At 53.4% G+C, this 24,383-nt stretch carries 19 protein-coding genes; 13 read left to right on the top strand and 6 right to left on the bottom strand.

Going from position 1 to position 24,383, the window contains the following annotated elements; translation table 11 throughout:
- Positions 1-10 precede the first annotated feature (10 nt).
- Both M0P74_10960 and lysS read right to left on the bottom strand, forming a co-directional pair.
- On the bottom strand, positions 11-1,294 hold the full coding sequence (locus M0P74_10960; GenBank protein ID MCK9364099.1) for a lipoprotein-releasing ABC transporter permease subunit: 1,284 nt from the start codon (positions 1,292-1,294) through the stop codon (positions 11-13).
- Positions 1,291-2,793 carry a lysine--tRNA ligase gene (gene lysS, locus M0P74_10955; protein MCK9364098.1) on the bottom strand — a complete coding sequence of 501 codons (1,503 nt, stop codon included), beginning with the start codon at positions 2,791-2,793 and terminating at the stop codon, positions 1,291-1,293. Before lysS ends, M0P74_10960 begins: the two co-directional genes overlap by 4 nt.
- A 348-nt stretch (positions 2,794-3,141) precedes the next feature.
- On the opposite strand from lysS, the gene M0P74_10950 reads away from it, so the two are divergent.
- The 11 genes from M0P74_10950 to M0P74_10900 all read left to right on the top strand — a co-directional run bounded on the left by M0P74_10950 (position 3,142) and on the right by M0P74_10900 (position 15,512).
- On the top strand, positions 3,142-3,558 hold the full coding sequence (locus M0P74_10950; GenBank protein ID MCK9364097.1) for a single-stranded DNA-binding protein: 417 nt from the start codon (positions 3,142-3,144) through the stop codon (positions 3,556-3,558).
- 161 nt (positions 3,559-3,719) lie between these two features.
- Positions 3,720-4,556, top strand: a complete 837-nt coding sequence (locus tag M0P74_10945; GenBank protein ID MCK9364096.1) for an SDR family oxidoreductase — start codon at positions 3,720-3,722, stop codon at positions 4,554-4,556.
- A gap of 111 nt (positions 4,557-4,667) precedes the next feature.
- Positions 4,668-6,365, top strand: coding sequence for a thiamine pyrophosphate-binding protein (locus M0P74_10940; protein MCK9364095.1), 1,698 nt, complete (start codon positions 4,668-4,670; stop codon positions 6,363-6,365).
- 101 nt (positions 6,366-6,466) lie between these two features.
- The gene (locus M0P74_10935; protein MCK9364094.1) at positions 6,467-7,105 is read left to right on the top strand and encodes a corrinoid protein; all 639 of its coding nucleotides are present in this window, start codon (positions 6,467-6,469) and stop codon (positions 7,103-7,105) included.
- Positions 7,106-7,186: 81 nt separating this feature from the next.
- Positions 7,187-7,453, top strand: coding sequence for a hypothetical protein (locus tag M0P74_10930; GenBank protein ID MCK9364093.1), 267 nt, complete (start codon positions 7,187-7,189; stop codon positions 7,451-7,453).
- Positions 7,454-7,471: 18 nt separating this feature from the next.
- Complete coding sequence (locus tag M0P74_10925) at positions 7,472-8,557, top strand: hypothetical protein (GenBank protein MCK9364092.1); 1,086 nt, start codon at positions 7,472-7,474, stop codon at positions 8,555-8,557.
- Positions 8,550-9,833 carry an MFS transporter gene (locus M0P74_10920; protein MCK9364091.1) on the top strand — a complete coding sequence of 428 codons (1,284 nt, stop codon included), beginning with the start codon at positions 8,550-8,552 and terminating at the stop codon, positions 9,831-9,833. The genes M0P74_10925 and M0P74_10920 overlap by 8 nt, the downstream gene beginning before the upstream one ends.
- A gap of 170 nt (positions 9,834-10,003) precedes the next feature.
- Positions 10,004-11,845, top strand: a complete 1,842-nt coding sequence (locus M0P74_10915; protein MCK9364090.1) for an aldehyde ferredoxin oxidoreductase family protein — start codon at positions 10,004-10,006, stop codon at positions 11,843-11,845.
- 69 nt (positions 11,846-11,914) lie between these two features.
- On the top strand, positions 11,915-12,796 hold the full coding sequence (locus tag M0P74_10910) for a GGDEF domain-containing protein (GenBank protein MCK9364089.1): 882 nt from the start codon (positions 11,915-11,917) through the stop codon (positions 12,794-12,796).
- A 76-nt stretch (positions 12,797-12,872) separates the two neighbouring features.
- Positions 12,873-13,949: an STAS domain-containing protein gene (locus M0P74_10905; GenBank protein MCK9364088.1), complete on the top strand. Its 1,077-nt coding sequence runs from the start codon at positions 12,873-12,875 to the stop codon at positions 13,947-13,949.
- Between the two features lie 141 nt (positions 13,950-14,090).
- Positions 14,091-15,512 carry an NAD(P)/FAD-dependent oxidoreductase gene (locus tag M0P74_10900; GenBank protein ID MCK9364087.1) on the top strand — a complete coding sequence of 474 codons (1,422 nt, stop codon included), beginning with the start codon at positions 14,091-14,093 and terminating at the stop codon, positions 15,510-15,512.
- A 198-nt stretch (positions 15,513-15,710) separates the two neighbouring features.
- On the opposite strand, the gene M0P74_10895 is transcribed toward M0P74_10900, so the two are convergent.
- The 4 genes from M0P74_10895 to M0P74_10880 form a co-directional block, all read right to left on the bottom strand.
- Entirely contained in the window at positions 15,711-19,454 is a 3,744-nt protein-coding gene (locus tag M0P74_10895) for a hypothetical protein (GenBank protein ID MCK9364086.1), read from the bottom strand.
- 608 nt (positions 19,455-20,062) lie between these two features.
- On the bottom strand, positions 20,063-20,191 hold the full coding sequence (locus M0P74_10890) for a helix-turn-helix transcriptional regulator (GenBank protein ID MCK9364085.1): 129 nt from the start codon (positions 20,189-20,191) through the stop codon (positions 20,063-20,065).
- A 528-nt stretch (positions 20,192-20,719) separates the two neighbouring features.
- Complete coding sequence (gene corA, locus M0P74_10885) at positions 20,720-21,808, bottom strand: magnesium/cobalt transporter CorA (GenBank protein MCK9364084.1); 1,089 nt, start codon at positions 21,806-21,808, stop codon at positions 20,720-20,722.
- The gene (locus tag M0P74_10880) at positions 21,805-22,353 is read right to left on the bottom strand and encodes an O-acetyl-ADP-ribose deacetylase (protein MCK9364083.1); all 549 of its coding nucleotides are present in this window, start codon (positions 22,351-22,353) and stop codon (positions 21,805-21,807) included. The genes corA and M0P74_10880 overlap by 4 nt, the downstream gene beginning before the upstream one ends.
- Positions 22,354-22,583: 230 nt before the next feature.
- On the opposite strand from M0P74_10880, the gene M0P74_10875 reads away from it, so the two are divergent.
- The gene (locus M0P74_10875) at positions 22,584-23,135 is read left to right on the top strand and encodes a PHP domain-containing protein (GenBank protein ID MCK9364082.1); all 552 of its coding nucleotides are present in this window, start codon (positions 22,584-22,586) and stop codon (positions 23,133-23,135) included.
- A gap of 91 nt (positions 23,136-23,226) precedes the next feature.
- Complete coding sequence (locus M0P74_10870; protein ID MCK9364081.1) at positions 23,227-24,381, top strand: thiolase family protein; 1,155 nt, start codon at positions 23,227-23,229, stop codon at positions 24,379-24,381.
- The last annotated feature ends 2 nt before the right edge of the window (positions 24,382-24,383 follow it).

Here is a 24,383-nt window from a genome sequence, read left to right as displayed (position 1 = left end):
CTCTGACTTCTCACTCATACCGGAGCGCCTCCGCCGGGACAAGGCGGGATGCCCGCCAGGAGGGGTAAATGGTTGCCAGAAAACTGATCAGCAACGTTCCCAGAATGATAATCCCGACATCGCCGTAGTTTACCTGCGAGGGGAGTTCGCTCAGATAGTAAACGTCCCCTGGAAGGATCTTGAAGCCGAAGAGTTTTTCGACAAACAGCGATATTTTCTCGAGATTGAGCGCGACGGCAAGCCCCGCCAGCGTGCCGAGAAAGGCGCCGATCGCCCCGACGATCACCCCCTGAAAAATAAATATCTTCATGATGCCGGACCGGGTGGCGCCCATTGCCTTGAGGATCGCGATATCCTTGTTCTTTTCCATGACAATCATGATCAGGGCGCTGATGATATTGAAAGCGGCAACAAGCACGATCAACGAAAGGATGATGAACATGACCCGCTTTTCCAGTTTCAGCGCCGAAAAGAGATTCTTGTTCATCTCCATCCAGTTGCGCGCCCAGTAGCGACTCCCAAGCTTTTTCTCGATCTGCCGGGCGATCTGGCCGGCTTTGTAAATGTCGTCAACCCGGAGCTCCAGCCCCGACACCAGATCTCCCATGTTCAGGAAATTCTGACACTCCTCAAGAGAGATGTAGGCCAGCGTCGAGTCGTATTCGTAAAATCCGGATTCAAAAATGCCCGCCACGACAAATGGTTTCATCCGCGGCGTCATTCCCATCGGCGTGGAAACGCCGGAAGGGGAAATGACAAAAACCTGATCATTCAGGAATAACCCCAGGTTTTTTGCCAGCTCGCGCCCGATGACTATTCCGGGCCGGGGCGCCGGGCCCGTTTGGGTGGCGCTTATTGGGTTACTTGCAGATTCCAAACCTTTTAGACTGCCCTCTTTTATCTTTCCAATGTTGATGACCTTCAGCGCATCCTGTAGCGACAGGCCGCGCAGAATGATCCCTGTTGTAGCGGTTCCTTTTTTGAGCATGGCCTGACTGTAGATGAAAGGAGTTGCCGCCTCGACGCCCGGGATGGCGGCTACATCACCCATGATTTGCCGGTAATTCTGCATGCCGCCGCTGTAATCGGTAACAACTATATGGGAATTGACGCCGAGAATCTTGTTGCGCAGATCCGTTTCGAAACCGTTCATGACGGCAAGCACAATGATCAGCGCCGCAACGCCAAGAAAGATTCCGGCGACCGAGATAAAGGTTATAATGGAAACAAATACCTGTTTTCGCCTTGCCCGAAGGTAACGCAGGCTTATGAAAAGCTCGTAGGAGTTCATCATTCTTCCCTGGCGGTTTCCCTGCTTCGCAAAAGCGGAAAGAGAATCACGTCCCGGATGGAAGCGGAGTCGGTCATCAGCATCACCAGCCGGTCAATGCCGATCCCCTCGCCGGCGGTCGGCGGCATCCCGTATTCAAGGGCGCCGATGTAGTCCTCATCCATTTCGTGCGCCTCCAGATCGCCCGCCTCCCGCTCCTTGATCTGCTGCTCGAACCTTTGGCGCTGATCGACCGGATCGTTCAACTCCGAGAAAGCATTGGCGATTTCTCTGCCGGCAATGTAAAGTTCAAAGCGGTCGGTGACGGAGGGATCCGCGACGTTCCGGCGGGAGAGGGGAGAGACCTCCACCGGGTAATGGGTTACAAAGGTCGGCTGAATCAGCCTTTTTTCCACCGTTTCGTCAAAGATTGCCATCAAAACCTTGCCGGGGGGGTCGCTTGCCTTCAACTGAACGCCGAGTTTCCCCGCATATTCAGCCAGCAGTGCCGGATCGGCAAGGATTTCGGGCTTGACGCCGCCTATCTCGAGGACGGCATCCCGGACGGTTATTCTCCGCCAGGGGGGCGCCAGATTTATCCCGTTTCCCTGATAGGTAAATTTAAGCGACGAAAACAGGTTCATGGCGACAAAGGCTAACAGTTCCTCCGTCATCGCCATCAGCTCCTCATAGGTCGCATAGGCCTGATAGAATTCCATCATCGTGAATTCCGGGTTGTGAAAGGTGGAGATTCCCTCGTTCCGGAAGTTTCTGTTGATCTCGAAAACCCTTTCCAATCCGCCGGTTATCAGGCGCTTCAGGTACAGTTCCGGGGCGATTCTAAGAAAGAGATTCATCCCCAGCGCGTTGTGAAAGGTTTTGAACGGTCTGGCCACCGCGCCGCCCGCCTTGGGCTGCATCATCGGGGTTTCGACTTCCAGGAAATCCCGCTCTTCCATGAACCGGCGAATCAGGCTGATAATGCGGCTGCGCTGCTGAAATACCTTGCGCACCTCGGGGTTGACGATCAAATCAAGATGGCGCTGGCGGTAGCGAATCTCCACGTCGGTCAGACCGTGCCATTTCTCCGGCAAGGGCAGCAGCGATTTGGAAAGCAGGCGCAGGCCGTTTTCCTCCACGTCTATGGATAACTCGCCGGTTTTGGTCTTGAAAATTCGCCCGGCTATCCAGACTACATCCCCGGCGTCGAGCTTCTTGAAGAGCGAGAATCCCTTTTCCCCCAGTGCGTTTTTGCGCAGAAAGGCCTGGATTCGCCCCTTGCGATCCTGAATGCTGACGAAGGCGCTCTTGCCGAAATCGCGGATTGCCATGATGCGCCCGGCAAGCGTAAAGCGTTCGTCAATTTTAACCAGTTCTTCTTCAGATAAATTTTCAAAGCGTTCCCTTATTGCTTCCGAATTATTCGCAACCTGCACATCGTTCGGATAGAGTTCGAGCCCGTCGTTCTTTATTGAGTCGGCCTTTTCCCGACGTTTTTTCAGCAGTTCATTTTCCTCTTCCATAGTCCCTCTATCGTTCTGTTTTGTTATAAAGCGAATTTGACTACATTTTTACAAGAAATTAGTCAAGGAGGAATTAACGCCGCCGGCAGGAGGCTCCCGGTTTGCCGCTCGCGGTTTGGTGTTTGCGCCTGTATCAATTTTTGCATTGCGACATTTTCATAAGTTCTATATGATAAATTAAAAATCCGTTGAGGTAATTGCAAAACCATTTGTCATTCCCGAAAGCGAAGCTTAATGTTCATAATGTCTCTGTCGGGAATATGGTATTTCAAGCAGTTAGAATCAGATTATGAACATTAAACTTTGTTTTATACACATTAAACTACGTTTTCAGAAAGGGGAGAGAAGATGATCAACAAGGCGATACTGGTGGGCAGGCTGGGGAAGGATCCGGAGGTCAGATATACGCCGGATGGGATGATGGTGACAAACTTCACGATGGCCACCGATGAGGTATGGAAGGACAAAAACGGCGAGAAGGCTCAAAAGACCGAGTGGCACAGAATTGTCACCTTTGGCAAACTGGCGGAGATCTGCGGCAAATACTTAATAAAAGGGAAGCTGGTTTACATCGAAGGACGTATTCAGACCAGATCCTGGGAAGATAAAGAGGGCGTCAAGAAATACACTACGGAGATCGTCGCTTCCGATATGAAGATGCTTGATTCGAAAGGCCAGAAAGACTCCGACGCCGGGCGCGAGGAACCACCGCTGCCGCATCCCGGGGCAGATGGGCCAATGCCCGATGACGACGTCCCGTTTTAATCAGCAGAGGACTTGATGGCGTGTAAAAATGTCATGCTTGAAAGAAGTCCTGACCGGCGATGTCCGGTCAGGATCCTGTTTGCGGGTTTGCAACCTATCATCAGCTATCCCCATCGTCCAAACCATCTCGTGCGCCTACTATTATAATCAGGAGGCCTCCCATGTATAAAGATTTAAAAGGAAAAACGGCGGTTGTGACGGGCTCCGGAAAAAGGAGCGGCATCGGCTACGGCATCGCCGAAAAGCTTGCCTCTTCCGGCTGCAATGTCGTCATTGCCGATCTGGGGAAACCGGTTTCCCCGGAAATAGCGATAAAAACGGCGACAAGCGGGGAAATGGAAAAAATCGCCGCCGAACTTGCCGACACTTTTCAGGTAAAAACCTTCGCCGTTGCTGTCGATGTTACCGACGCCTCCTCGATAGGGCGAATGGCTGAGGCGATAAAGACGGCCTTCACGCACGTCGATATTCTCTGCAACAACGCCGGTGCGGTCTTCGGGGTTCCGAACACCGTTTTGAGCTATGGGGAGGCGGATTGGATAAAAACGGTGGATGTCAACCTATTTTCCGTCTTTCGCGTCTCACGGGCGGTGATCCCGCTGATGGCCGGAAAGCCGGGGGTAATCGTGAATACCGCCTCGCGGGCGGGCAAGGTTCCCCCGCTTTTCAACAGCGCCTATGCCGTGGCCAAGGCGGGCGTCATCATGCTGACCAAAACCATGGCTAAAGAACTCGGCGGCGCCGGCATCAGGGTGAACGCAATCTGTCCGGGGCAAATCAAAACGGATCTCGAAAAATGGCGCTTCGGCCTGGAGGCCTCTTTTCTAAACTCGACGATCGAAGAGCGAGAACAGGAGATGTGCAAAACCATTCCGCTCGGCTATATCGGTCTTCCCGGCGACGCCGGCAGTCTCGTAGCGTTTCTCGCCTCGGATGCCTCCCGTTACATAACCGGGCAGGCCTTTAACCTCGACGGCGGACAGTGCATGGAATTATAAATTTTTATATAAACCCCCATGCCCGTGGGGCACAACGAAGCATGAAAATCCCCCCTTACCCCCCTGGTAAAGGGGGGATGGGGGGATTTTCATGCAAAAGGAGGAAGGAAAATGGACAAGGTCATCGGCGCGCAGCTTGTCGCGGAGGCGCTTCAGGAACGGGGGATTGACTACATCTTCTCGCTGAGCGGCGGACATATCACCCCCATCTATCAGTACCTTGAAGGCACGAACATCACGATCTTCGATACTCGCCACGAACAGGCGGCGGTGTTCATGGCCGAGGCCTGGGGACGGATGAACCGGAAGCCGGCGGTGGCAATGGTGACGGCGGGGCCGGGCTTCACCAACGCGCTGACCGGGATTGCGAGCGCCCGGCTCGCCAACGCGCCGCTCATCCTGATTGCCGGCTGCGTCGGCCTCGAAAGCAGGGAAAAACTCGATCTGCAAGACATGAGCCAGCTTCCCGTCATCGAGCCGATGGTCAAAAAAGCGCTGGTCTGCACCGTCCCGGAGCGGATTCCCGAATACATCGACATGGCCTTCCGGATTGCCGGCGGCGGCAGACCCGGTCCGGTTTATCTCGAGCTTCCCTGCGACATTCTGAACGCGACGGTGGACATGACTAAGGTAAGGAAGCTGCACACGGCGATCGCCTCCCGTCCCGTTGATCGCGAAAACGCGAAAAAGGCCGTGGCAATGATCAGCGCGGCCAAAAACCCGATTGCGATCGCAGGCAGCGGCGCCTGGTATGCGGATGCCGGCCAGGAACTCATAGATTTCGTTGAAAAAACGGGAATTCCTGTCTTCACCGCCGGCGCCGGCCGGGGCGTTATTCCCGACACCCATCCGCTCTGTTTTGAATCGTCCCTCGCCATCCGGCCGGGCGCGGCGATGATGAGCCTGATGACCACCGACCTGGTCATTTTTCTGGGCAACCGCCTCAGTCTTTTCTATATCTTCGGCGACATCTTCCCATCGGGCGCAAAATTCATTCAGGTTGATATCTCCCCCGAAGAGATCGGCAGAAACCGGACGATTGAGCTGGGAATCGTCAGCGACCTCAAGTCGTTTCTTACTGAGGTAAACGGCCTGCTCGACGCAGAAAACGCCAGCGCCGCTTTGCGCGAAAAGTTTGGCCCCTGGGTGGAAGCCGTCCGGCAGTACGAAAAGAACGGCAAAGCACAGGCCGAAGCGACCTGGAATTCCGAAGCTCTGCCGATCCATCCCATGCGACTCGCCCGGGAACTCAACGATTTCATGAGCAGGGACGACGACATTGTCGTTGCCGACGGGGGCGATACCGCCACCTGGATGGGGATGACCAGAACGATCCGCCGGGGCGGCCACTACCTCGACTACGGGCTGTACGGCAGCCTTGCCGTCGGCATCCCCTACGCGAATGCCGCGCAGTTGAAGCATCCCGGCAAGCGCGTCCTGCTCGTTACCGGCGACGGTTCGGTCGGCTTCAACTTCATGGAATTCAACACGGCGATCCGCAAGGGTCTGCCGATTGTCGTGGTCGTCGCCAACGATCAGGCGTGGGGAATGATCATGCACAGCCAGCAGTTGCGGATGGGGCATCATATTAATAACGGGACAGAATTGAACTGGGTGGATTACCACAAGCTGGTGGAGGCGCTGGGCGGCTTCGGGGAGCTCGTCGAAAAGCCGGCAGATATCCGCCCCGCCCTGGAGCGGGCCTTTGCCTCCGGGAAAACCGCCTGCGTCAATGTCAAGGTCGATCAGACGGTCATCAGCCCAGGAAGCGTCGCCCTGGCCAATCTCGGCGGCTACAAGGCGGGATAGAAAAACCGCCATCGCAGGGGCGGTTTGCGGGTCGGAACGGTTCGCACGTTGGGGCGGTTCGCGAACCGCCCCAAACACAAAAAAAGGACAGGTTGGCGATCATGACGGATCATCTAAGCATCATCAAAAATGCGGTAATCGAAGGCAAGTACAAAGAAATACAAGCATTGACGCAGCAGGCGCTGGAAGCGGGGCTCACCCCCAGGGCGATCATCGACGATGCGCTGATCGCGGCCATGGACGTGGTGGGAGATGCTTTCGGCAGCGGCGAGATTTTCATCCCGGAAATGCTTGCCTCGGCCATCACCATGAAAAGCGGGCTTTCTATCATTAAACCGCTGCTGACAGGAGACCAGACTAAGTCCCGGGGAACCGTCGTCATGGCGACGATCAAGGGAGACCTCCATGACATCGGCAAGAATCTGGTTTGCATGCTGCTGGAGGGCGCCGGTTTCAACGTCGTTGATCTCGGCACGGATGTGGACATTGACGAAATATTGAACAAGGTGAAGGAGATAAAACCGCCGGTGCTGGGGCTTTCCGCCCTTTTGACGACCAGCATGCCTGAGATGAGGCGGGTGATTGAAGCGCTGGAGGCACAGGGCTTACGGAAAAACCTCAAGGTAATCGTCGGCGGCGCCCCGATTGACCGGGCATTCGCGGAAAAAATCGGCGCGGACGCCTCCGGCGCCAATGCGACCGAAGCCGTAGAACTGGCGCGCCGTTTTACAGATCAATAACAGTGCTTTTTCTGTGCGTTTGTTTTCAAGCGGGCGATGCGCATTTTCTCCCAATATACAGGAAGGCCCTTGAGGTGATTCATGCTGATTATTGGTGAACTTATCAATGCCAGCCGCAAGTCCATTGCCGGCTTTATTGAGAAAAAAGACAGCGTTATTCTGGCAGACGACATCGCCTTCAACAGCGGTCTAATGACGAGGCCAGCGGTTCTCCGTGAGTACTTTTTCCCGTCCCTGTCCCGACAGACAGCAGCGGCGGCGGAGCATAATCTGCTTGCATTCTGTCATTCCGACGGCAATTATAGAAATGAGCCAGCTTGGCAAATTCATTATTGCGGGGAAGTTTAAAGAAGGAGGCATTGCCTTATGAATGGGAAACAGAGGATTATCACCGCCCTGAATCTTCAGCAGCCGGACCGTGTCCCTCTTTATATTCATGGAATTAATGAGGCGCCGATCATCGGCATTGGGAAACACCTGACCGATGGTCTCCCGGATCAATCCAAACAGATTTATGACATGAATGACGCCGAGAAGATGAAACTGCTGGACACCCTTTTTCTGCTGCATGAGGCTTTTGGCGTGGACGGCTTTACCGCTTTTGAGATTGGCCATGAGACCATGCTCAATGACAAAGACGTCCAGGATGACTGGCGAGTTATCTACAGGCGGAACCCCCACGGCCTGCCCGTTCCCATCGGCCACCCGCTGCATGATCCCCATGATCTTGAAAACTATCACATTCCCGAGCCGAATCGCTCCCACCTCCTGCTGCTTGATCTTGCCCGGGAGAGATTCAAGGGACAAAAGGCGCTTTTCTGGCTGATGCGTGGTGTTTTTGTGCATACCTGGCGGCTGACCGGGATGGAAAACTACATGTTCAAGCTGATAGACGACCCCGGCTTTATTCACAGCGTTTCGGCCATCGTGACGGAATATAACTTGAAACAGCTTGAGATGTTAGCCGCGGCCGGCGTTGATGTGCTGGTGGTCGAAGATGACATTGCCTCCACAAACAACCTGTTAATCTCCCCCAGGCATTTTATGGAGTTTGTCAATCCCTACAACAGAAAACTTGTTGACCGCGCCCACGCGCTTGGTCTTAAGGTGGTGCGCCATAGCGACGGCAATCTCTGGGCAATCATGGAGGCGCTTATCGCTTCCGGATATGACGGGCTGAACCCGCTGGAGCCGCAAGCGGGGATGGATTTGCAAAAGATTAAAGACGCCTGGGGGAATAAAATCTGCCTGTTGGGCAATATCGACTGCGAAGAGTTGCTTCCTTCCGGGACTCCCGAGCAGGTTGACGCCGCCGTTAAGCATGCCATCGCTGTCGCGGCCCAGGGCGGCGGTTACATCCTTTGCTCCTCCAACTCGCTGCACCCGGCGGTTAACCCTGAAAACTGCATTGCAATGTTCGAGGCCACGAAAAAATATGGACGCTATGAATAATTTTCCGGTTCCCAAGACGCGCTCGCTGACTTCATCTCCCTACTACATCTTTGCCCTCTTGTTTTTAATCTATATGTTCGACTACATGGACCGGCTGGTAATCGTCTCGCTTTTCCCTTTTATCAAGCAGGATTGGGGCCTTACCGACACCCAGTGCGGCCTGCTTGTTTCCGCCGTTTACTGGTCGATTCTCATCTTTACGCTGCCGGTGTCCATCATCATCGATCGGTGGAGCAGGGTTAAAATTATCGGGTTTGTGACGATTTTCTGGAGTGTGGCCACGGTTGCCTGCGCCTTCACAAAAAACTTCGGGCAGCTTTTCGCGGCGAGAACCGCAATCGGCATTGGCGAAGCCGGTTACGCGCCCGGCGGAACCGCGATGATATCGTCATTGTTTCCCAAAGAGAAACGGGCAAGAATGCTGGGATTCTGGAATGCCTCTATCCCGTTGGGAAGCGCGCTGGGGATCGCCCTGGGCGGAATCATCGCCGAGCGTTTCGGCTGGCGCCATGCGTTTGGTCTTGTGGCCCTGCCCGGCATTATTGTGGCCTTGCTGTTTTTTTATGTTAAGGATTACCAGACGGTAGAGCTGAAAAAAACTGTCGGCAGGGGAGCAGAAAAAACCGGTTCGAGGATGAGGCTCGGAGAAATAGCGGCCCATTTTGGAAGAAGTAAAACGCTGATCTTCAACAACCTCGGCTTTGCCGCCAACACCTTTGTTACCACGGCCCTGCTGACATGGCTTCCCAGTTATTTTCAGCGAGTGGAGGGAATCTCCATGAGCAGGGCCTCGACCAAGGGGGGCATCGTCATGCTGCTTGCGATAATCGGGGCGCCTTTAGGCGGTTATCTGGCGGATAGATGGTTTAAAAGCCGGGGAAATGCGAGACTGCTTTTTCCGGCGCTTTCTTCGTTCACGACCGCCGTTTTGCTGTTTATCGCCTTCAGCGTTTGTCGCGGCCAAATTCAATATGCCGTACTGCTGGCAGCGGGGATCGCCGCGGTAGCCTTCGTGCCGGCGGCTGTTGCCGTAACCCAGGATGTTGTCCACCCGGGCCTCCGGGCCGTATCGCTGAGCCTGTGCATCATCATCCAGCATATCCTGGGCAGCACGCTGGGGCCTCCCGTTATCGGCGCCCTGTCCGATGCCTTCGGTCTGGAAAAAGCCATGGTTTTTCTGCCGCTGTCTGCCACGCTGGCTGGGATTTTCTTTTTTATCGGCTCATTCTTTTATGACGCGGATGCAAGCATGGTGGAAAAAGTGGAAACCGTCTGATCCATATAATGCTGATCTTCATCGGAATGCTGCTTCTTTCCCAAGCGGTTTTTGCTTGACAGTTGTTATCTAAACCGTGCATGTAACGACGCCGGAGGCATCATCTGGCGAAAAAGCTTATCCGGGGCGCAGGCCGTTTCTTGCTGTAGCAAACCTTCAGGAGGGGAAAGATGCTGACGAACAGTTACAACGGAATGATTCTCCATGTTGATCTCTCTTTAGGCATTGCCGACCGGGAAACGCTGCCGGATGAATACGCCCGCAAATTCATCGGCGGCAACGGATTCGTGGCGAAACTGATCAGTGAGCGCGTTCCCGCAAATGTCGATCCGCTCGGCGAAGAAAACGGCGTGGCGATCGCCGTAGGCCCCCTGACCGACACCCCGCTTTGGGGGACAAGCCGCGCCCACATGGCCGTCATTTCCCCGCAGACCGGCCTCTTTTGCGACTCCAATTTCGGCGGCGCTTTCGCCATTGCCCAAAAGCGCACCGGATTGACAGCGATCTTTATTCAGGGCAAGGCTGCACGGCCGGTTTATCTTTTTATCAATGAAGACAAAGCGGAGATTCGCGATGCTTCCCATGTCTGGGGAAAGACGACCGAAGAGACGATCGTGATTCTTCAGGGCGAATGCGGCAAGGGGTCTGTCTGCATGGCGATCGGTCCGGCGGGCGAAAGAAAAATCCCCTTTGCCAACGTCGTCGCTGGTGGCCAGAGGCTCGGCACGGCCGGCCGCGGCGGCCAGGGGGCCGTCATGGGCGCCAAAAACCTCAAGGCTATCGTAGTCAAAGGCGGCCTGAAGACAGCCGTTGCCGACAGGGATGGGCTCCGGGTTTTTCTTACGGAGAAGTTCCCGGAGCTGAAAAAAAGCAAGGGACTCATGACAAGTTTCGGGACCGGGGCACTCCCCGGCATGATAAATGCCAAGGGAATGATCGGAACCCGCAACAATACCCGGGAAACCTTTGACGAATGGCGGGAGATATCCGCCGATTTTTTCCTGCCGAAATGCGGGGCGGGGATCACCGCCTGCCCCGGCTGCGTGCTGGCCTGCGGGAAGAACGTCACTGTTGGCGCTGGCGAGTATGAGGGGCAGACGGTAAAAATGCCGGAATACGAGACCATCTATGCGCTGGGCTCCATGCTGGACAATCCCGACCTCAACTCCCTCTTCAACGCGGCGCATCTTTGCGATTTGCTGGGCATGGATACCATTTCGCTGGGAGTGACGATGGCCTTCGTTGCGGAATGCATCGAGCGGGGGATCGTCACGGAAGCAGATTTGGGGGGACGCGTAAATTTTTCGGATGGCAAAGGGCTGGCGGAGCTGGTAAAACTGACCGCCCGGCAGGAGGGGGTCGGCAAGTTTCTCGCAATGGGCTCCCGGCGGCTTAGCGAGCTATTCGGCAAGGATTCCGAAAAATACCTGCACGAGGTCAAGGGGCTGGAAATAGCGGGGCATTCACCGCGGGGCATCCGCGAGCTGTCGCTGGGATACGCCGTCGCCACCCGGGGGGGAAGCCACCACGATACCCGCCCCTTTTATCAGGGAACGCATCCGGATCCGGGGTTCTCCACGCGCCCCGAATATGTCGTCAAAAGCAACCATTTCACGAGCGTCGGGGACTCGCTTGTCATCTGCCGCTTCATCGAAGAGGGGATCCTCGGCCCCACCGCAATCGGGGAGAGCATGGCACGAGTGGTGAATCTGATTACGGGCTGGGGCATCGATGCCGCCTGGCTGGAGCGCTGCGGCGAGAGGATCTATAATCTGGAGCGGCTCATCAACTGTCGGCGCGGTGTGACCAGAAAAGACGATACCCTGCCCTGGCGGGTAATGCACGAGCCCATCCCCGCGGGACCTTCCGAGGGACGGTTTTGCCCGCCGGAAGCGCTGTCGGAAATGCTGGATCGGTACTACCAGATGCGCGGCTGGGACAAAGATGGCGTCCCGACACCGGAGAAGCTAAGGGAACTCGACTTGCCGAAAGGGCCTCCCAAGGATAGTTGACCTTGCGGCGAATAATCGGGCCGACGCCTGCCGTTGTCATTTCTTCCTGATGCACGGAGGACAGAAGGTATGAACATTCTTGCTCGCCTGGAAAAACAGGATAAAATTTTCAAGATGGCGGTCGGTTTTGCCCTGCTTGCAGCAATCGTCATCCTGGATTTTTTTACGGGACAAAAGCTCGCCATTTCACTGTTTTATCTGCTGCCGATTTCTTTTGTCACCTGGTTTCTCGGCAGATGGCCAGGGATCGTCGTTGTCCTGGCCGGCGTTCTGGTGCTGTTTGCGGCGGGTATTTACTCCGGGCATATCTACCAGAACGAAATTGTTGCTGTTTTAAATATTTTGATCAGATTCTCGTTATTTGTTTTTGTCTTGTTACTCCTGTCGGCATTGAAAAGCGCCATGGAGCGGGAAAAGGAATTGGCATCCACGGATTACCTGACCGGCGCGGCCAATGCCCGCCGTTTTTTTGAACTGCTGGGGCTGGAATGTCACCGTCTGCAACGATATGGACGTCCCTTCACGTTAGTCTATTTAGACCTTGACAATTTTAAGGAAGTCAACGATCGGTTCGGACATCCGGAAGGAGACCGGGCTCTTCGCACCATCGTTCGTTACGCCCGGGAGCATTTGCGGAAAATTGATGTGATTGCGCGACTGGGAGGCGATGAATTGGCATTTCTGCTGCCGGAGCTTGATCAGGAATCGGCCCGCGCCGTTCTCGTCAAACTCCAGAACGGTCTTCTGGAAGAGATGAAGCTGAACCACTGGCCGGTTACCTTCAGTATCGGCGTCGTCACCTGTAACCGGGGTGTGCCCAAAACCGCCACTCAGCTTTTGCAAATAGCCGATGCGCTCATGTACTCAGTAAAACATAACGGGAAAAATGGAATCGCCTATCTGACCTATACCGGCAATGCCGGCGGGCAGCTTGCAGACGATTGCATATAGATTTTTTCTTATAGAATCTGCGAGGGGATGATTTTTAACGAAATATTCTCGAAGGCATAAAATCAAGGAGGCGGTTATGGAGCTTCAAGCTCTCAACAAGTCAACAGGTATAATTGCCATAGCCGGCGTTCTTTGCTCCGACAGCGAAGCCGTCCTGAATAATATTTTCACGGATGCCGGGGTGCGGGGCATGAAAAACATCATTCTCGATTTTCGTCCGCTGGAACAGATGAACAGCGCCGGCGCCAGCGTCCTGGCCAAACTGGCGACAACGGCAAAAAGGCAGCAGGTTAAATTATCCGCCTTCGGACTAAATGAACGCTATCGGGAAATCTTCGTTCTGACCGGCCTTGACGAAGGCATTGTCTTTCTTGATGAAACAGCGGCAGCGCCGGACGCGCTATCGGGAGATGAGCTGCGGCAACTGAAGCAGACAGATACCGGCCACGGCCGGCAGGATGATGGCGGCTGGGCGCCGAATATTCCCACGCTCAGAGTTACGGAGAAACCAGCCGGGGCAATGAACAAAAATGTTGATGGGCGCCGGGTGCTGGGACCGCTCCAGGGATTCGGGCCGCTGTGGCAGAAGACTTACCTGCTTGCCATAGAGAAGCCGGGCTTGCAGCCTCCGGATATCATTGAAATAATGAAAAATCATTTCCCGGATTTTCAGCCCCCCGCAAATAAGTTTTATGCAACCTCCAGGGGCATCGCCGCGGGCGAGATAGTGCTGATAGATTCAGCGACGCCGGGTGGCATAGTTTCCACCGGGGTGCTTGTTTCCTATGCCGACGCCGGAAGCTTTACCCTGATGACGCCCCAGGGACATCCGGAAGCGGGCTGGGTCACTTTCAGCGCCGAGAAAAAGGGTGATTCGGTGCAAATGCAGATTCAGGGGCTGGCCCGCGCCTCTGACCCGTTGTACGAAGTCGCCTTCCGCATTGCCGGTTCGAAATTGCAGGAGTCTATCTGGCGGCACGTATTGTCATCGCTTGCCGCCTATCTTGAAGTGGAGGCGGAGGTGCTGGTGGTAAAAACCTGCGTTGCCGCCGACCTGCAATGGGAAAGAGCGGGCAATCTCTGGTACAGCGCGCAAATCAGATCGCTTCCCTACAATATTCCGCTGCTTTTTAAAACGACGGCGACGTATTGAATTGTTTGTGAAAATCCCCCCATCCCCCCTTTGCCAAAGGGGGGCAAGGGGGGATTTTCATGCTTCGTTGTGCCCGCGTCGGGCATGGGGGTTTATCGGACAGAACAAATTTACCGTGTGCTGAAGGTTGAGACAATAGAAATGCCCGATTCAAAACATAGTTCCGCGATCGTCGTCGGTTCAGGGCCAAACGGCCTCGCCGCGGCGGTTACGCTCGCTCAGGCCGGCCTGGCGGTGACCGTTTATGAAAAAAACGGGATGATCGGCGGCGCCTGCCGCACCGAGGAACTTATCCAGCCCGGATATCTGCACGACGTAGGCTCGGCGGTCCACCCGCTCGCCATTGTGTCGCCGCTTTTCCGGAAATTGCCGCTCGCCGAATACGGACTTAAATGGATAGTGCCTCCCGCTTCCCTGGCGCATCCCTTTGACGACGGGACGGCCGTGCTGCTGGGCGGATCGGTTGGCCAAACGGCCTCCCAGCTCGATGCCGCCGACCGGAATAGCTATAAAAAACTGATGGCGCCATTGGTCAGGCATTGGGAAGAAATAGTTATCGAGGCGATGAAGTTTCCCCAAATACCCCTGCGCCATCCCTTTTTGATGCTCAATTTCGGACGGCATGCCCTCTGTTCGGCCGCGGGACTGGCCCGAAGCATATTTGTGGGGGGGCGCGCCCGGGCCTTGCTGGGCGGCCTCGGCATCCACTCGGTAATGAATATGGAAAGCTCAGGCAGCATCGCGGCCGGGATGGTGCTGGCCCTGGCGGCGCATACCACCGGCTGGCCCCTTCCGGAAGGCGGCTCCCGCAGCATAACCAAGGCCCTGGCTGATTATCTCATAAAACTGGGAGGGAAAATAGTAACCGATTATGAGGTGAAAACGCTGGAGCAGCTCCTCCCCGATCAGCTGCTTATGCTCGATATAACGCCCGGGCAATTTCTGGAAATGGCCGAACGGCGCTTACCGGATTCCTATAAACGCCGCTTGCATAATTATCGCTACGGGCCGGGCGTCTTCAAGGTGGACTGGATACTGGACGGGCCGGTTCCGTGGAAGGCCAGGGAATGCCTGACCGCAGGCGCCGTGCATCTGGGAGGTCTGCTCGAGGAAATACAGGCTGCGGAAACAGCGGTCTGGGAGGGTCGCCACCCGGAGCAGCCCTTCGTCCTGCTGGCGCAACCCAGCCTCTTTGACCGGACGCGCACCGTAGGGGATGAGCAGATTGTCTGGGGCTACTGTCATGTGCCCAATGGCTCGACGCTGGACATGACCGGCAGAATCGAGGGGCAGATCGAACGCTTTGCGCCCGGGTTCAAGGATCGGATAAGATCCCGGCGCGTCATGTCTCCCGCCGATTTTCAGGCAGATAATCCCAACTGCGTCGGCGGCGATATTACCGGCGGCCGGCAGAGCCTGAGAAAAATGGTCTTCCCCGAAATTTCCTGGAAAACGCCGTTGGATAACGTTTTTCTCTGTTCATCCTCGACGCCGCCCGGTCCCGGAGTCCACGGCATTTGCGGCAGCCGGGCGGCGCAGGCGGCTTTAAAAAGGTGGGGATAACGTAATTGCGGTTCATTCGGTTGATGCGTACTTTCGTGAAAAAAGAAGAGATCAGATCCCGATAGCAAGCAATTTCATTGTCACCTGATCGACGAAATCGAATAATCAGGCGCTTGTCGATATTTTATTGAAGTAGATTAATGCGGAAAATGGATGTGCTTGGTAGCTTTCGAACCGTATTGAATTATTTGTCCCTCCCTAAGGAAGGGAGCAGTCTATGACGCAAACTGAAATCAACTCTTTCTTGTCCGCAGGAACTAAGTCAACAAGGAGCTTTTCTAATTCAGCCGTCGAGGTGGGTTTATTACCGTTCGGAGGCATCGGCATGCGCATTCCCCCGAACCAGATTGCCAGAAAGATACCCCTACCTCTTGATTCGGGTTCTCGCGTATAAAGCTCAATAAGCTGGTCGGAGATCGCTTTCCACAGATCCGGATGAGAATCTCGTTTAATCTCAATGGGTATCGCCATCGACGACTTGACAGTCGTACAGGAAACGCGGATGTCAGCCCTCTTGTCGTTGGTGTAGTGACCCTCGGGGATCGCCTCTACGCCAAGTCTGCGCAACCTGTCCTGGAGCCTCGCCAAGAGCGAGTCGCGGCAGGCGTCTTCCGGGCGCGGATCTGTTGGCCGCGCGTACTTATCCACGTTCCAAAATTGTTTGTATTGATCCGTGTTTCCATGGCAAATTTCACTGGCCAACTCCCGCAGGTGCTCTGTAGTTAAAGCGGCAAGATCGGCCGCGTTTGCGGGGTTGCGATTATCAAGAGTGCCGCAGACCTCCTGGACTGTGGGATGGCGAAAAGTGGACTCACGAAGGGAAACTCGATGAGCGTGCAGCGCATGGCGAAGCGCTCCATGCCATGGTGAGAGCTTAGAATCATCAAGAAGGTGTTGAATCTCTTTATTCGCAGCCTGCGTCGGAATACCGACGAGTCGGTTCAGCAAGGCTCGGACAAAATCTGTTGTCTGCATGTCCTGAGAGACCCAGCCTCCTCCCTGAGGCCATTCCGGTGAGCATACGGGCGCAAACAATCTGATAAGATAAGACAAACAACCCACATGCATTCCATCTCGAACGAGCCAGTGTTCAAATCTATCGTTAAAGAAAGAAGCGAAAATTTGCCTTCGATTGCGGCTTCTCCCCATAAACACGTCGTTTGCGGCCTCGTATTGGAAGAAGTCAACGACGATCCCCGCTGCAAGCCAGTAAATGCGCTGCGTGACGTCCATCGTTTTGACAGCGAGTTTCTCATTGATGATGTTCGTTAGCTCCTGGTCGCTCAAATACCTGAGTGCGGCCTTGAGCAAATTCCCTAAAACGCTGGACGATAGCTTCTTGTTTACTCGGGAAGGGAAAGCACGTAGCAGTGGAGCAACCGCAAGGAGGGCAACGCCTTCATACTCTTCATCATTGGCCAAAGGGTAGATACCGTTAATATGCTCCTTCTTTCCCTTCACCTGCATCATTACGTGCTTGATTAACACTTTTGCCACAACATTGGGGCGGTCACGGACGCATACTTTAAACCAAGCTTGTTCGTTGCTTGAATATGTGTATTGGAAAGCAACAACCTTTTCTATGACCGTATCACTGAGGTCCAACACCTGAGATGGATCCGATTTGTAGCGCTCTTCCATTCCTGCAAGGCAGGCTTGCCGAATATAGTGCATCCTGCCTTTGACGTCTAATTCCAGAATTTCATTGACTGCGGGCAAGTCCGGCCGCTCGATAGATCGACGGAGGCCCTCAAGAGCAGCTGAAGTCAATTCTTCGTCGCCGTTTAGAAAACTCTGCAAGCGCTCCAAACCAGTTTGGCCATCAGCATCGATCAGATGGCCCAGATACGCGCTCGCTAGGTCGTGCAGAACCTTCGAGTGAGCATCCCCAGCCAGGATATGAGACAAATGGCTTCTGAAATACTGAATCCATTCCTCCTTGTGTTTCTTCTCTTCCTCTTTGTATTGCCAGTTGCGCTTGGCGTCTTCACGTTTCCAATCGGGTATTTTTACACGGGTGTTGCTCTGATAAACAGTTACAAATCGAGGCCTTTCATTGACCCATCGCTCAAAGAACTCCACAGACAGATCAGCAGCTCCTTGGTCATTAAAGAAATTGCTTATAGCCTCAGAAAAGAGGCAATCCGCTTTTTCCTGATCTTGCTCGACCTCCGCACGGCTAAGCCACCAAGGTCCCATATCATCAGGCGGTCTAGCGACAAATAGTCGCATGATAGTCTTATAGATACACAGCCGATATCTTTCCTCGTTTGCTGACTTTGCGATGCCGACTAATAGAATCCCTTTGTAACACTCGGGATTCGCCTCTATCCATGCCTTGATGCATGCGCTTTCCTCACGGTCGATTCGAGGAAAGTCGTACTTGTCTAGCGCAGTTCCAAGCCAGTCGTAACGCCTTTCATCCGTGATTTTGTCACCGTGCTCCCTTATTGCACGACAGAGGAGCCCACCCACCATTTTCTTTACTCCATGGTTATTATGGTCCTCTAACACTGGCGGTTTTTTTGCTGCCAATATGTCCATCAAGATTGGGACATCTGAGTCTCCGGCCACTTCGCTAATTTTGTGGGACCAGAATATGTGGTACATGCCGATTAGGTGGTCGTTTTTTGGTTTATGCAGATACGAAAATACCTCATCGGCTTTAATCACGTCCGGGAACAGTTCATTTAGTAACACTCCCAGCATTTCGTCTTCAGGATCTTCAATTTTCCCGTCTCTGATATCCTCCGCAATTTCTCGCAGATCATTTTGTTGCGAACCAAATAAATGGATATAGGCAATTAGGGCATTGTTACGGATCCTTGGCCAGCGCGTTGTGTCTGATATAGCAGCGTTCAATTCATCTTTCAATTGCGGCAGGGGATCGCCGAAGTGAACAGCATCGATCACGCAATCAGTAAGCGCTTGAGAACCTTCATCACGCGCGGGTGATGCAAGGATTAATTTGAGGTGGGCCACCATATCCGCAGTTGCCAAAGCACCGAAGGGTTTGGCCGACCAGTCCTGCCACCGAAATCCGCTGTATTGTTGCGCTTGACCATGTATGGCCTTCAGAAGAGTCAACTTGTCATCAACTGAAAACAGTTTGGTATCGCCGTAGAGAACCACACCTAAAGGGTCGATCTGGATCAAGCGATATCTCGACTGGGGGTGATGAACTGACAACCAAGCATTAAGGCCACGCAGCCCAGCCACGACTCCGCCGTCTGCAGCGGTCATGAGTGATAGAACCCTGCCAATTGGCAAATGTTCCTTCTCGATTAGCTGCGAGAGGAAACGGGCAGAGAGATATTCGGCCACACTCCTATGTACCGGAGCGAACTGCCCTTCGCCGATTCCAACGAAAAGTCTCGTCTTCAATGCCTGAGAAACTGTTAACCCGTCCAGAAATCCGATGTCACGTAAAGCAAGAACCTCTTGGCGCGTTTCACCAGTCTCCGTAAAGCCGGAAATATCTGCAAACAATTGAATAGCGCAGAGAGCGCCAGCAGCGTGCAGGAGTGCCGCAGTGTTCACAGCCTGGCCGCGAACAGTAGTTCTGTGCTCTGGATTGGGTTCTGCCGCCAGCTTTTCGCATGCAAGCCGAAACGTCTCTTGGCGAGTTGTCGGCCATTCATTTTCCTTAACTGCTTCTATTAGAAGATTGAGCGTCTGAGGGTTTTGAAGAAGCGCATCGAGACCCCTCTCCTCTGCATTTTTCAAAAAATCCACTGGATCAAGGACAGCGGGGTGATGCGCCAGGATATCTCGAATTTGTTCTTGAGTAAGTTGGTACAGATGTACAATTGATAGCTCGCGCACCGGCGCTACGGCTTCAAGAGCGTTCCGATCACTGGCCCCAAGCCAGTCTGCTTCCCTGCATGACAAACGAAATGACGGACGACCCAGCTCGTCTAGGCGACTACGGATCCGGTCCAATGGGGTACGCCCGTCCCCCTCGCCTGCGCGGCTTTCGTCCAATCCATCAATGAATATCGTCTTACCGCAAGCACTTGTTGGGAGTGATAACGCCAGAAAATCACGCGCGGTCACATAGTAGCCATTGCATGCCTTAGCCTCCGCCTCAAACGACGCCGTCTTTCCTGATCCTGGATCACCTAGTAGTACGTAGGCCCTCCGGCTTCGGAGATCCTCAATAGACTGCGATACTTTCTCCCCAGTCGATTGTACAACCTCCGTGCAGGTCCTTGCGACCAAATACGTCATTTGCCGAGATCTCCCAGAACCAGAGTCTAAAGCCCTTACATTAGCGGGTATGCCTCAATTAACGCTTTCCGATCCTTAAAAGCCATCGGAGTGCATAATTCAAAGGAACAACTGATTAAGTCGGGCTTCACTATCAAATTTTTTCGTTTGTTCGAGGACACACAAGTATCGCCGATGAGCGAAAAAAGCAATTTTAAATTATGACACATTTCATCCTGAATTCAATGATCAGGACCGATCAGCAAAACTGAAGAGTAGTATTTGTTACATGCATATAATTTTACGAAGAGATTCGTCCGAACTTTAAATTGTATGGCAGACTATGCCGTAACGAACTCGATTTTAATTCGCATACCGGTTACTTCGGCGATTTTTTCCAAGGTCTTGAGCGTGAAGCCCTCATACTCGCCGCTCTCTATCCTTGAAATCGCCTGCTGGCTGGTTCCCATAAGCTTTGCAAGTTCCTGTTGCGATAATCCCTTCTAATCACGCAGTTCCGCAATCTTCATTGCCAGCTTTAGAGCTTGTCTCTCTTCTTGATAATGCGCTTTGAACTCGGGATCCCTCATGTCTTCCTGCAGCCTGCTTTGAAATGTCCGAACTTTGCTATTTTTCATATTTCACCTCCCTTAGGAAACCTCCGCATCCAGTCTTCCATGCGTTTTTCAGCTAACTCAATATCCTGCTTTTTCAATTGCGGCGTTTTCTTGGATAATGCATGTACCAACACAATCTGATCAAACATCTGGAAGAAGTATAGGATGCGGAACTGGTTGGAACTGTAATGTATTCGCAATTCTCTTATTTTACCCCTGACAATATTGAGCACGGCCATAGAAAATGGGGGACAAATAATCTGATTTAGCCAAAAAGGGTGAGGGGAAGTAAAAGGAACCCCCTCGCGTTTCTTGGCCGATTCGATGAAGGGATTCCTGCCCAGAGAAAGGCGGGAGTGATAGTTACGGAAGAACTTATTTTCACAACCATTTGCGCTTTTTGAAAATGGCCAGCATGATAATCGCAAGCGCCGCCATAAACCCCAGAAGCGTAAAATAACCCCATTTCCATTTCAATTCCGGCATGTATTCGAAGTTCATCCCATAGACGCCGGCAATGAACGTCAGCGGGATAAATATTGTGCCGATGATGGTGAGTACCTTCATGACCTGGTTCATCCGGTTGCTGATGCTGGACAAAAACGTGTCGTGCATGCCGCCGATGATGTCGCGATACGTCTCCACCATGTCGATGATTTCGATTGTATGGTCGTAGAGATCGCGCAGGAAGATTTTGGTCGAAGCGCCGATCAGCGGCGATTCGCTTTTGGCAATGGCGGAAATTTCTTCCCGGAGCGGCCAGATGGCCTTGCGCAGAAACAGAACCTCCCATTTAAGGCGGTGGAGTTTCTGCATCGCCACGGCGCCGGAGGACGCCAGAATCTCGTCATCGAGATCCTCAATATGATCGCCGACTTTTTCGATGGCAATAAAATACTCGTCGATCACCGCATCCATGATGGCGTATGCCAGATGATCCGCCTTTTCGCCGCGTATACTCCCTTTGCCGGCCCGAATCCGCTCTTTCAGATGATCGAGGATATTGCTGTCACGCTCCCGAAAAGAGATGACAAAATTTTTACCGAGGATGATGCTGACATTTTCATAGTCGATCGCGGCAGTATCATCAGAATAAGTCATTATTTTTATGACAAAAAATATGTAATCGCCAAATTCTTCAACCTTGGGGCGCTGACTGGTGTTGGCGATATCTTCGGCGGTCAGGGGATGAAGGCCGAAGAGAGTTGCCAGATTCTGAATCAAACTTACGTCATGGATGCCGTTGACATTAATCCAGGCAATGTTGTCGCCGCTCTTGAAACGCGCGCAATCATCAAGGTTCGCCTCGGGAATGTCCTCGAGGTGATCCTGGGAATAATCAAGGATGCTGATGTTTGTCTTGTCCTGTTTCCGCTCGCCGATAAAAACAGGCGTTCCGGGCGCGAGGCCCGCCTTTTTGCCGGAGCGGGGATTCTCGCGGCTTCTTTTGCGCTTGCCGTTTTTCTTCATTTAATCAAGTCCTCCAAGCCCAGCTCCTTGAGACGCTTCTGGTAAGCCGCCAATATCTGTTCATTAAAGCAGACGAAGCTCACCCGTTCAAGTGTATCATCCGTCTTTAAAAATTCAGCTACGGTCTTCAGGGCCACCCGGACCGCCTGTTCCACTGGATAGCCGTAGATTCCACAACTGATTGCGGGAAACGCCAGCGTTGTTAGCTGTTTTTCCGCCGCAATTCTCAGGCATTCGGCATAACACGAAGCCAGTAATTCAGGCTCGCCGGCGACTCCGCCCTGCCATACGGGCCCCACTGTATGGATAACATACTTTGCCGGGAGTTTATAGCCTCGCGTAAGTTTGGCCTGACCGGTTTTACAGCCGTTGAGCAAACGGCATTCCCGGAGCAGTTCCGGCCCTGCGGCCCGGTGGATCGCGCCATCCACCCCCCCGCCGCCCAGCAGCGAACTATTGGCGGCATTGACGATCGCATCTACCTTGAGTCTTGTAATATCTGCTTTAATTGCTTTGATTCGATTTTCCATTTTCATATTGTGCATGCATAGCCTTTTTAGTAAATAACCGCAATGAATTTTGTAACCAGTGAATACAGTAAAAGATTTTTAAAAAAGCAAACTTTCCTGTTGACAATTAATATCCGGGGGAGTAATCGAATAATCATTGGTTGAACGTCCAATCAGAAATTATATTAATCGTCCAAGAAAAATATTAGCGGATAAGCAAATCCGGCGAACTGTTATTTTTTTGAGTGAACAACAGGTTGGCCCCCATGCTCCTCAAAGGCTGTTTACATACGCACACAACTTGCTCGGATGGTGAACTTTCCCCCCAGGAAGCGGCCGCTGCCTACGAAGCAAAAGGATATGATTTTATAGCCTTTACGGATCATGATCACCTGCTGAAGAAAAACTATCTGGACGTTTACCGGCAGGTAAAAACGGACATGATTATTTTTTACGGCATCGAGCTGACGGTCTTTGTGAATGGCTATGTCCATGTGGGAAAAATCGCCGGCGACCAGGAAGAGCTACATATTTTCAACCACATCGGTGAATATGACTTTACCCCGGAGCAGTTGCTGGCGCGGCTTGCGGAACTGGAAAAGCTGTATCCCTTAGATGCGGTGGAAATAACGAAGAAGGGCTTTCGCGATCGTGTTTTTGAAGCGCTGGAGATAGCCTATCCCAAAATCGCCTCCGATGACTCGCACACACTCGCCGGCATCGGCAGGGCCTGGGTGGAGCTGGATGCGAAGCGGGAAAAGGATTCGATCATCAAGTCAGTAAAAAAGGGAGAATTCTGGAATTGCTATCTGCACTGAAACGGGTTTTCGAAAATTGCAGTTCCAGCAGATCAGTCATCGAAAAAACGGGCATTTATCAAGTCCGCTCAAACAGGAAGGAGCGTTGGCAATGGATAAAAGATTAGCTGTCTGTGCAGTGGCGCAGATTAAAAATCATCCCAATTATCATTATTTGCGTTTTCAAAACATGCTGCTCGAGTGCTTTGAGCCGATCCTTGAGCAGACGAAGGCGACCTTCGACATGGAAACGGGCATCCGCACCATCATCACCTGCTCGGATGACGTGTTCGATGCGCGCACCATCTCCGACAATGGCATTACGGATGTCGTGGGGGCGCATTTCCGCGGGGAGGAAAAGATCGCGCAGGAGAGCATCAACGGCCTCGGCTACGCGATGGCCTGCATCCTTTCCGGTCACGACGACGTCATCCTGTTTATGGGCCACTGCAAGGAGTCGCAGGGGGAAAGCCGCCGGATGGTTTCCAACCTCGCCTATGACCCCTTCTATTGCCGGCCTCTCGGCATGGACTACCACAACGTGGCCGCCCTGCAGGCCCGGACTTATATGGAAAAATCGCAGGTTACCGACGAGCAGATGGCAAAAATAGTGGTGCGTTCACGAAAGAACGGGGCAAAAAACCCCTATGGCCGCGAAAATAAAATCGTTGACGAGGATGAAGTGCTGAATTCTCCTTTGTACTCGGACCCGCTGCGGGAGCTGCACCTCTATCCGGTCACCGATTGGGCGTTCGGAATGCTGCTGTGCAGCGAAGTGCGGGCAGAGGAGTTTACGACAAATCCCGTCTGGATCACCGGCTATGGAAGCTGCATGGACCGGTATTTCATAGGTGACCGGGACCTTGCGTCCAACTTTTCGCTGAAAAATGCCGCCCAGCGGGCATACGCGATGGCCGGGATCAAATATCCCCGCGAGGAGATACAAATTTTCGAGCTTGGCGACCAGGCCGCGTATCAGCTCCCGCTGTGGGCCGAGGGGGTCGGCATTGCCGATGAAGGGCAGGGCGGTAAGTGGCTCGACGAGGGCGGCATGGAGACATTCAACGTGAACCTGTCCGGGGGACAACTGAATGGCAACCCGCTTCTCCTCGGAGGGGCGGCCAGGGTTATTGAATGTTACTATCAGCTCTCCCATCAGGCCGGTGAGCGACAAGTCAAAAACGTGAAACGGGCCGTCGCCCAGGCGGCAACCGGCGGGGCCGGGCAGCATCAGGCCGTAATCGTCATGGAAGCGCAGGGAGGTTGAGC

The organism is Syntrophales bacterium, from assembly GCA_023229765.1.
Lineage (GTDB): Bacteria > Desulfobacterota > Syntrophia > Syntrophales > UBA5619 > DYTH01.
The sequence above is the reverse complement of the archived record's forward strand: the minus strand, read 5'-3'. Positions and strand labels throughout refer to the sequence as shown.

Bases quoted from the DNA above. Each gene is read 5' to 3' on its own strand.
- lysS (MCK9364098.1), bottom strand. From the start codon at position 2,793: ATGGAAGAGGAAAATGAACTGCTGAAAAAACGTCGGGAAAAGGCCGAC.
- M0P74_10870 (MCK9364081.1), top strand. From the start codon at position 23,227: ATGGATAAAAGATTAGCTGTCTGTGCAGTGGCGCAGATTAAAAATCAT.
- M0P74_10915 (MCK9364090.1), top strand. From the start codon at position 10,004: ATGCTGACGAACAGTTACAACGGAATGATTCTCCATGTTGATCTCTCT.
- M0P74_10880 (MCK9364083.1), bottom strand. From the start codon at position 22,353: ATGCACAATATGAAAATGGAAAATCGAATCAAAGCAATTAAAGCAGAT.
- M0P74_10875 (MCK9364082.1), top strand. From the start codon at position 22,584: ATGCTCCTCAAAGGCTGTTTACATACGCACACAACTTGCTCGGATGGT.
- M0P74_10960 (MCK9364099.1), bottom strand. From the start codon at position 1,294: ATGATGAACTCCTACGAGCTTTTCATAAGCCTGCGTTACCTTCGGGCA.
- M0P74_10935 (MCK9364094.1), top strand. From the start codon at position 6,467: ATGACGGATCATCTAAGCATCATCAAAAATGCGGTAATCGAAGGCAAG.
- corA (MCK9364084.1), bottom strand. From the start codon at position 21,808: ATGAAGAAAAACGGCAAGCGCAAAAGAAGCCGCGAGAATCCCCGCTCC.
- M0P74_10950 (MCK9364097.1), top strand. From the start codon at position 3,142: ATGATCAACAAGGCGATACTGGTGGGCAGGCTGGGGAAGGATCCGGAG.
- M0P74_10905 (MCK9364088.1), top strand. From the start codon at position 12,873: ATGGAGCTTCAAGCTCTCAACAAGTCAACAGGTATAATTGCCATAGCC.
- M0P74_10930 (MCK9364093.1), top strand. From the start codon at position 7,187: ATGCTGATTATTGGTGAACTTATCAATGCCAGCCGCAAGTCCATTGCC.
- M0P74_10945 (MCK9364096.1), top strand. From the start codon at position 3,720: ATGTATAAAGATTTAAAAGGAAAAACGGCGGTTGTGACGGGCTCCGGA.
- M0P74_10890 (MCK9364085.1), bottom strand. From the start codon at position 20,191: ATGGGAACCAGCCAGCAGGCGATTTCAAGGATAGAGAGCGGCGAGTAT.
- M0P74_10900 (MCK9364087.1), top strand. From the start codon at position 14,091: ATGCCCGATTCAAAACATAGTTCCGCGATCGTCGTCGGTTCAGGGCCA.
- M0P74_10925 (MCK9364092.1), top strand. From the start codon at position 7,472: ATGAATGGGAAACAGAGGATTATCACCGCCCTGAATCTTCAGCAGCCG.
- M0P74_10910 (MCK9364089.1), top strand. From the start codon at position 11,915: ATGAACATTCTTGCTCGCCTGGAAAAACAGGATAAAATTTTCAAGATG.
- M0P74_10920 (MCK9364091.1), top strand. From the start codon at position 8,550: ATGAATAATTTTCCGGTTCCCAAGACGCGCTCGCTGACTTCATCTCCC.
- M0P74_10940 (MCK9364095.1), top strand. From the start codon at position 4,668: ATGGACAAGGTCATCGGCGCGCAGCTTGTCGCGGAGGCGCTTCAGGAA.